This window comes from Microcystis sp. M165S2 (genome assembly GCF_020245885.1).
GTDB lineage: Bacteria > Cyanobacteriota > Cyanobacteriia > Cyanobacteriales > Microcystaceae > Microcystis.
In genome coordinates this window covers 1-7,866 of the sequence record NZ_JADBTZ010000431.1, presented here as the reverse complement: position 1 = coordinate 7,866, position 7,866 = coordinate 1, and the positions used below count along the sequence as shown (strand labels likewise).

At 41.1% G+C, this 7,866-nt stretch carries 9 protein-coding genes and 1 pseudogene; 2 read left to right on the top strand and 8 right to left on the bottom strand.

Going from position 1 to position 7,866, the window contains the following annotated elements:
* Window positions 1-45 (bottom strand): helix-turn-helix domain-containing protein (locus IM479_RS22890; protein WP_353737100.1); only part of this gene is annotated, 45 nt, incomplete at its 3' end.
* A 662-nt stretch (window positions 46-707) separates the two neighbouring features.
* On the opposite strand from IM479_RS22890, the gene IM479_RS21285 reads away from it, so the two are divergent.
* Window positions 708-1,385, top strand: coding sequence for a hypothetical protein (locus IM479_RS21285; RefSeq protein WP_287685021.1), 678 nt, complete (start codon window positions 708-710; stop codon window positions 1,383-1,385).
* 53 nt (window positions 1,386-1,438) lie between these two features.
* Here IM479_RS21285 and IM479_RS21280 read toward each other — a convergent pair whose 3' ends face one another.
* From IM479_RS21280 to IM479_RS21260, 5 genes are all read right to left on the bottom strand, one after another.
* Complete coding sequence (locus IM479_RS21280; RefSeq protein ID WP_002798500.1) at window positions 1,439-2,377, bottom strand: GDP-L-fucose synthase family protein; 939 nt, start codon at window positions 2,375-2,377, stop codon at window positions 1,439-1,441.
* A gap of 12 nt (window positions 2,378-2,389) precedes the next feature.
* Window positions 2,390-3,472 carry a GDP-mannose 4,6-dehydratase gene (gene gmd, locus IM479_RS21275; protein WP_002798501.1) on the bottom strand — a complete coding sequence of 361 codons (1,083 nt, stop codon included), beginning with the start codon at window positions 3,470-3,472 and terminating at the stop codon, window positions 2,390-2,392.
* 125 nt (window positions 3,473-3,597) lie between these two features.
* Window positions 3,598-3,939 (bottom strand): TIGR03792 family protein, encoded by a 342-nt coding sequence (locus tag IM479_RS21270; RefSeq protein ID WP_287685020.1) that lies wholly within the window; start codon window positions 3,937-3,939, stop codon window positions 3,598-3,600.
* Between the two features lie 12 nt (window positions 3,940-3,951).
* Entirely contained in the window at window positions 3,952-4,839 is an 888-nt protein-coding gene (locus IM479_RS21265) for a ParA family protein (protein WP_286825999.1), read from the bottom strand.
* Window positions 4,840-4,854: 15 nt separating this feature from the next.
* The gene (locus IM479_RS21260; protein WP_287685019.1) at window positions 4,855-5,910 is read right to left on the bottom strand and encodes a metallophosphoesterase family protein; all 1,056 of its coding nucleotides are present in this window, start codon (window positions 5,908-5,910) and stop codon (window positions 4,855-4,857) included.
* Window positions 5,911-6,017: 107 nt separating this feature from the next.
* Between IM479_RS21260 and IM479_RS21255 the strand changes: the two genes are divergently transcribed.
* Window positions 6,018-6,494 carry a pyroglutamyl-peptidase I family protein gene (locus tag IM479_RS21255; protein ID WP_287685018.1) on the top strand — a complete coding sequence of 159 codons (477 nt, stop codon included), beginning with the start codon at window positions 6,018-6,020 and terminating at the stop codon, window positions 6,492-6,494.
* Window positions 6,495-6,576: 82 nt separating this feature from the next.
* Here IM479_RS21255 and IM479_RS21250 read toward each other — a convergent pair whose 3' ends face one another.
* Both IM479_RS21250 and IM479_RS21245 read right to left on the bottom strand, forming a co-directional pair.
* Window positions 6,577-7,107, bottom strand: a complete 531-nt coding sequence (locus IM479_RS21250) for a hypothetical protein (RefSeq protein WP_287699568.1) — start codon at window positions 7,105-7,107, stop codon at window positions 6,577-6,579.
* Between the two features lie 18 nt (window positions 7,108-7,125).
* Window positions 7,126-7,432 (bottom strand): annotated as a pseudogene (locus IM479_RS21245) (hypothetical protein).
* Between the last annotated feature and the right edge of the window lie 434 nt (window positions 7,433-7,866).

Here is a 7,866-nt window from a genome sequence, read left to right as displayed (position 1 = left end):
TTGTTCGGGTGTTGGGTAAAATCGAAACGAATAGGCTTTTTCCATGTCTCACATTTTAGCATATATTTGGTAAATGCGCTAGTATTTAACGGTAAAGCCGTCGTAGAACGACGGGGTTTCAGACCCAAAATTTTCGATGAAGATTATTTTAGCTTTAACAGCATCAGCTTCACTGGTGTTGAAGGAGAATATTCTTGGTTTATAGGGGTGGGGGACTTCTAGTGACGGCAATCTCTACAGCAAAAATTAAAGTTAGACGGGATTTGCTATCGTTGACCGACTCTCCAAAAGGAAAACTCCGTACCTCACTATTAAGATAAACGCTCTAGATTTGATCGCGTCTACGCTCCAGATGAATGGTGATGATCACTCTAACTGAGGTTTCTTCAGTTTTTTGTCACAATTGTTACATTTTTTCACAGACTTTAATTCGATCGGGTGATTTTTTTTTGATAGGATTGAACCTATAATTCTCCCAGAAATAGTTGTTGTTCTCCATTAACCGTGCCAAACTAAGAACTGCGGACAAATCAAGAGTTTTGGCGTTTCAATAGACCAGATAAACTAATAACTGGAAATTAGTAGGAAATATCAGTTATTTTTGGCTAAAGTTTTCCTTTATACCGCATTTTCTGCCTGGGAAACAAACCTTTTTCTGCTTTCGTCTCTGTCTTTAATTCGCTCCCACTAGGAAACTCAAGGGTAAGATGCTAAATTTTCAAAAGCAGGGTCGTCATCATCCTCTGACCCTATTAACAATGCTTTTAAGTGCTTCTTTCGTTGTGGTCTCCCTCTCCTTGACTCCTGCGATCGCACGTCAATTCGCCCCAATTAACCCGATTAAACCGATTCCTTTGGGGAATGATCGATTAATTCCTGCCGGCACAGACATCCCTGTAAAATACGAGCAAGGGAAAAAAATTCTTTTAACCAAAGAAGAAACTTTTTCTTTATCTCTGACCGTCACCGATAATATCAAAAATTCCCAAGGACAGATAATTATTCCCGATGGTAGTCAGATTATCGGAGAAATTAAACCCGATGGTCAAGGTTCGCGTTTTCTATCCCAAAAAATCTTTTTAAAAACCCGTCAACCCCAAGAAAAATCTATTGATGCTATTTCGGCAGTTTTCACTCGTCTAGAAAGGATAATTAAAGGAGTTAACCCCGACAAAATTATTCAGGGTGCAGTATTAGGAAAATCGGCCGCTTCTGTCCTCGCTTCTTTTACTTCTGACCAACCGGTTAGCGAGGGATTATTGCGAGGAGGGGGATTAGAAGTATTAGCCGGTTGGTTATTACGAGGAGAATCGGTGGAATTATTGTCAATTAACCCCAAGGAAGATTTAAAATTAACCCTTCGTTCTGATTTTACTGGTCAGTAACCTTAAAAAATTATGGTGTGTTAGTTATTTATCTAACACACCATAAATATAACCTAGGCGGCGTTTTGCCGATACCATTCAATGGTTTTCTGCAAACCTTCTTTAAATTCCATTTGGGCAACAAAACCGAATTTTTCCTTAGCGCGGGTTGTATCTAAACAGCGTCGCGGTTGACCATTCGGTTTATCTATTTCCCAAACAATTTCGCCATCAAAACCCATTAAATCACAGATTAATTCAACTAAATCCTTGATAGAAATCTCATAATTTGTACCAAGATTAACCGGGTCTGATTCATTATAGAATTGACTGGCCATGACAATGCCTTGCGCTGCATCGGTGGAGTAGAGAAACTCCCGGGTTGGACTACCATCTCCCCAGACAGGAAGTTGTTTATCCCCCCGTTGTTGTGCCTCATAAACCTTGCGAATTAAAGCAGGAATTACATGGGAACTACCCGGATCAAAATTATCCTCTGGCCCGTATAAATTCACCGGTAAAAGATAAATTCCGTTGAAACCATACTGCAAACGATAGGACTCTAATTGTACCAATAAAGCCTTTTTAGCGATACCATAGGGCGCATTGGTTTCTTCGGGATATCCTGACCATAAATCGTCTTCACGGAAAGGTACTGGAGTAAATTTTGGATAGGCACAAATTGTCCCCACACAGACAAATTTTTGCACTCCTGCTAGATAGGCAGCGTGAATTAATTGGGTTCCCATCATCAAATTATCATAGAATAATTCGGCGGGTTTTTCCCGATTGAGACCGATGCCTCCCACATGGGCTGCCAAATGGATAATTAAATCTTCTTGGTCGGCTAAACGTTGACAGTTTTCCCAAACTCTTAAATCACAATCCTTTGACCGAGGAATTGTAATTTTTTCGGGATTTGCCCCCGCTGCAATTAATTGATTAACTACTTGCCGACCTAAAAATCCGGCCCCCCCAGTGACAACGATTCTTTGTTCGCTTAAATTCAGCATATTTTTACCTCTTTAATCCACAGTTGTCATTGAACGATTGCGAAGATAAGCCAAATCTTTTAATAACTGTCCGCTATCACCACCGTTATTAAGATTAATCCCCAAAGCCGCTAAATCCGCATCTACCATTAATTTTACCAGTCCCTCGAACGTTACCGACGGCTGCCAGCCTAATTTCTCTCTGGCTTTTGTGGAATCTCCTATCAATAAATCCACTTCCGCCGGACGCAAATAACGTTCATCAAACTCCACATAATCCTGCCAATTTAAATTAACGTATTGGAAAGAAATATCGAGAAACTCCCGGATAGAATAGGTTTCATTTGTCGCCACTACATAATCATCCGGTTCTTGCTGTTGTAACATTAACCACATCGCCCGCACATAATCCTTAGCATAACCCCAATCCCGTTTAGAATCGAGATTTCCTAAATAGAGTTTTTTCTGTTGTCCGGCAATAATTCGGGCCAAAGCGCGGGTAATTTTGCGCGTGACAAAAGTTTCTCCACGACGGGGGGATTCATGGTTAAATAAAATGCCGTTACAGGCAAATAAGTCGTAGGATTCCCGATAGTTGACCGTTTGCCAGTGACCGTAAACTTTCGCACAAGCGTAGGGACTGCGGGGATAAAATGGCGTGGTTTCTTTTTGGGGAACTTCCATGACTTTCCCGAACATTTCCGAGGAACCTGCTTGATAGAAACGGACTTCGATGCCGGTTCTTTTTTGGTAATCCCGAATTGCTTCTAGTAATCTTAGGACCCCCACCCCCACAGCATCGACGGTGTATTCTGGGGCATCAAAACTAACTCGCACGTGGGATTGGGCCCCTAAATTATACACTTCTACCGGTTGCACTTGTTCGAGGATACGCCGCAGGGTCGTGCCGTCGGTGAGGTCGCCATAATGAAGAAATAATTTAGTATCGGGCTGGTGGGGGTCAGTGTAGATATGATCGATGCGATCGGTGTTAAAGGTTGAGGTACGACGGATGATACCGTGGACTTGATAACCTTTTTCTAATAATAATTCGCTCAGATAGGAACCATCTTGGCCGGTGATGCCGGTAATTAGGGCGCGTTTAGCTTCAGTCATCAGTAATTTACCTAATCGGAAAGAATAAAGACCAGGGCAGGGTCTGATTGCTTATAGCACACTTTAGCCCCTCATGACAAGTTTGGCTAGGTTGACAGGGGACAAAAAGATGAATTGATTTTTTATCAGGTTCCCATAGATTCTAAATTGTTCTGACAATTTTCTCGAAATTTTCTGACCTGAAATTCCTTGACTTTGAGTAATTGATAATTATCTTTTCCCATGGCTAGGGAAAATTTGGACTCGGTGTCATCAAGTAAATTTTGGGGGATAGCTTTCCACTGTTCTTTCGTTTGCCAATGGACAACGATAATTAATTCTGCCTCGATGGCGGGATTAATCCAAATTTCTTTACCTAAAAACCCCGCTTGTTTGGCTAAAAACTTTGTCCAAATTTTTTGATCTTTTTGGATAAATTTTTCCCTAGCTTCGGGTTTAACTTGAAATTCTAACCACTCAATGACCATAGTAATTATCTCCTATTTTTTGGCTTTCATCAAGAATTCTTCTGTGAGTTTCATAAAAGCTTTGGAACCACTAGAAGAGGGCATAGCTGCCACCGCAGGCACGAACATATCAACAGCTTTAGCTACATTAACATCCATAGGAATCGCATTGGCAAAAATTTGATGGGCTTGAAAATCCTGTTGTACCCGGCGCATGACTTGATTATAGTAGCGACTGAGTAGGCCACCACCAGAAAGAATAAAAACTATACCGAGTAAACCGGGGTTAATCGGTTCGGTTTCTTGATGACTAGCTTTCAGTTTAACTATTCTTCTTTCTAATAGCTGAATGCCGACAATTGATAAAGGTTCGGGACGGGCAGGTAGTAAATAAAAATGACTGCTACATAGACCACTACGAGTTAAAAGATTATAGCCTGGAGCGCAATCCATGATAATATAATCGTAACGGTCTTGAATGGGATCAATGATTTTTTGAATTAAGATTCTTTCTAGATTATTCCAAGCATGATCAAAGCCTAAATCTTCCTGTAAAATTGCTTGGTGGTGCAGGTTTTCTGAGACGACATATTCATCATAAAGTTCGATGTCTCCTGGCAGTAGATCTAAGCCTTGTATTTCACAGACTGAAGGGACAATAATATCATCAATAGTTAATTTATTGTAGGGATTGGGTTTGATAATTGCTTCTAATAAATAGCTTAAAGTGCGTTTTTTGCGACGCAGTTGAGCGAATTCGTGGGGAGACATTAAGCTAAGAGTCGCACTGATTTGAGCGTCTAAATCGAGGACAAGGACTCGTTTTTGCTGAAATTTAGCTAAACAGGTGGCAAGGTTGACGGTCAGGGTAGTTTTTCCTACTCCTCCTTTCATATTAACGGTGCTGATGACAGTGGCCATTATGGGAATTCCTTTCTAGTTAACCGATGGAATATCTCGACGTAAAACTTGCCCGTTGGGAGCCATAATCAAAGGAGGTAAACTGGTAATATTGATCGCCTCTTGGGTTTTCATGTCGTAGGTGGTGTAAACTGTTTCCTGTTGATTGGGATTAATATCGACAATTGTTAGGGTTTTTCTGGGCGCTTGTTCACTGTTCAATAACCGTCGCGGTCCACTGCCTAAAGCTCCTGCGTGTAATAATTGTAATTGCCCCCGTTTACCCGGATAGTAAGCGTGAGCGTGGCCACTAATATAAGTATGCACCTGATGGCCCTCTAAAAAGGCTCTTAATTTCTCGGCATCGGCTAAATAATCCCCCGGTCGATTTCTGCCCACGGCAATACCGTAGAGGGGTAAATGACCGATTACTAGCCGCATTTTAGCATTTTTAGCGTCGGTACTACTCAAGTTTTTTGCTGCCCAATTTAGTTGTTCCCCAGAGATTAAATGAGTGGAGGCATCCCAAACTAGATAGAATATACCATTTTGAGTGAAAGTATAATAAAAAGGAAAGCCGGTTTTATCGATAAAATTTAAACTTGTATCATGTTGGGGGTTTTGCCAATAATCCAGGGCTAATTTTCTCTCTTTAGCGTAGATAAATTTTCCCGCCGATAAAGCTCCAGAAGCGTCATGATTACCGATGGTAAAACCAAAAGGTATTTTAGCAGCTCGCAGGGGTGCGGCGATATGGTGATCAAAGGCTGACCACATGGCGTTAATTGCTGCCTCTGTCAAGCTGCTTTTTTGTCCTGCCACCATGTCGCCACCACAGAGGACCAGATCGGGTTTATTATTGATAATTAAGGGGATAGCTCGATCGATTTCGGGATCGTAAGTAGTGGAACCGTATTGACTATTAAGGTCACTAATCACGATTATCTTGACTTTTTTCGCTTTTTGTGCTTGTTTAACAGCCGACTCAGGGGGATTTTTGGAAGTAACGGGCTGTAAAATTTGATGAGCGCAAGCTGCCAAGCTAAAACCGCCTAAACTGCCACTGAGCAGCAAAAATTCACGGCGTTGCATAGGCTATCAATCTCGTCTTTAATTGAGGTCACGTCAGTTATTGTAGCAATTTTTGTCCCTTCGATCGCTTTTTTGTTGATCATCCTAATTAACTATCAGGAGATAACTTGACAATTCTCTTAACTTCTTTTGCGCCTTGGTTATGCCATCACTGTAGTAATTCCTCTGATGATTTGTTAGTATCTATTCAAGATAATTATGCAAAAAAGCTTTTATTTTTGCGTCAACTTCCCGTTAATAACCATCGAGCCAGTGAACGAGTTATCAAAGCTATTCAAGACAAAAAGCCTGATTTCGTTATTTGTTGTGGCATGGCAGAAAGTCGTTATCGTTTAAGTTTAGAATCTCAGGCTAGGAGTAGCACAAAAAAGTTATTTACACCAATTCCTCTTAAGGATTTTGTCAAAGAGCTTGCCTATACCTACATCAGCGATAATGCCGGGCAGTTTGTCTGCGAAGAATTATATTTTCAAGTCTTAAAACATCATCCGAGAGCTTTATTCGTTCATGTGCCGCTTTTAACTGACAAAAATTTTGCTATTATTCAAAGGGATTTTCAAAAAATTATCACGCTTAGTCGTTAGCTCATACAGTATGATTCAGGAATCAGTTTCAAGAGAAAAAGGAAAAAGGAGATATTGATATTTTGCCGAGCAACAAGCAAGGTTATTGTAAATGTGCAGTACATTGACCTATACTTGTATTTCGCCAAATCACATAGTAGGTATTATTTGGTATTACATTAATTACCCCTTCCCCATAGACTTGACAATTGCCGATAGTTTGACAACGAATTTGTCCAGTTATTTGATATCTTTGTTGTCCTAAGTCAATATTATTTATAGTAGAAAAATTTCCTTGCGGATAAAAATATTCACCACTAATGTTGACAGCTTCGGATTTGAGGTCGCGGTAAACACACTCCGTAGAAGGACGTAAGCCATACCAGAGGGCATCAGCCATTTGGGGTGACAAGTCGGTCAAAACTAACCACGGCTCTTGATAGCCAGAATCCCAACGGGCAAGCAAGGTACAGGCCAAGGGATTAGTTTTAAAGCAAACCACCTGACCCGACCAAGATTGTCCAGGGGCTGAAACTAGGGCATCTAAGGGCTGCCATTGACCATGAGAGGAAATTTTGACCAGTCCTTGCTGGTTAATGCGTAAAAACGGATGCCAGCCGGCTTCCACAATCACTTGATAGAGCCAAGGCGCCTATAAGCCGCGGTCGGCTGGGACAATTACAGTCCAGCCAGTAGGAACCGCTAAAGAAGCAAGAGGATGATTTTCATTTTCTCCTATTTCATCTATCAAATTATCTAACATATAGCGGTTCTCGCATCTGTGCGGCACACTTAAACCTTTGCTGATTAAGCTGTTCAGGATCGGGAATGTACCTCTTGTGAATCAGAAATGCTATAATTACTAATTGTTCATATTCTGATTCGCTGGGAGGAATAAAGAGTATTTGCTTTAAGTTTGTCCAGGCTTGCCGTGGTTTCTCTAGCTCTATCGTCGGCATTTTTTTTACTCCTTCCATTTGTTTTTGTCGTATTCAGCATGAGTTAAAACTTCTCGAATATATAGCGGTTCTCGTATCTGTGAGGTACAGTTTAACCTTTGCTGATTAAGCTTTTCAGGATTGAGAATGTACCTCTTGTGAACAGGAAACGCTATAAATTTTTTGTCGATTGTAATGAATCGCGGCTATGAGTCTAATCTTATTTCCACCTTGGAACCCCCTAAGCTACATCTACATACTCACAGATCGACACTGATTCAGGAACAGTTAATCCATCTTCTTTTAAGCCTTCCAATTGACATCCTCACCGCCGTAAACGGACGGTGATTCCCAAACCTCACGATTTAGGTTTCTGCTTCTTTCCCTTGCGGGGTTCCGCACCTGCCTTAACAGATTTACTCTGTTCTGGTCTTATGGTCGCTCTACAGACTGAC

Coding starts and splice junctions, on each gene's coding strand:
- IM479_RS21285 (WP_287685021.1), top strand. CDS start 708: ATGCTAAATTTTCAAAAGCAGGGTCGTCATCATCCTCTGACCCTATTA.
- IM479_RS21280 (WP_002798500.1), bottom strand. CDS start 2,377: ATGCTGAATTTAAGCGAACAAAGAATCGTTGTCACTGGGGGGGCCGGA.
- gmd (WP_002798501.1), bottom strand. CDS start 3,472: ATGACTGAAGCTAAACGCGCCCTAATTACCGGCATCACCGGCCAAGAT.
- IM479_RS21270 (WP_287685020.1), bottom strand. CDS start 3,939: ATGGTCATTGAGTGGTTAGAATTTCAAGTTAAACCCGAAGCTAGGGAA.
- IM479_RS21265 (WP_286825999.1), bottom strand. CDS start 4,839: ATGGCCACTGTCATCAGCACCGTTAATATGAAAGGAGGAGTAGGAAAA.
- IM479_RS21260 (WP_287685019.1), bottom strand. CDS start 5,910: ATGCAACGCCGTGAATTTTTGCTGCTCAGTGGCAGTTTAGGCGGTTTT.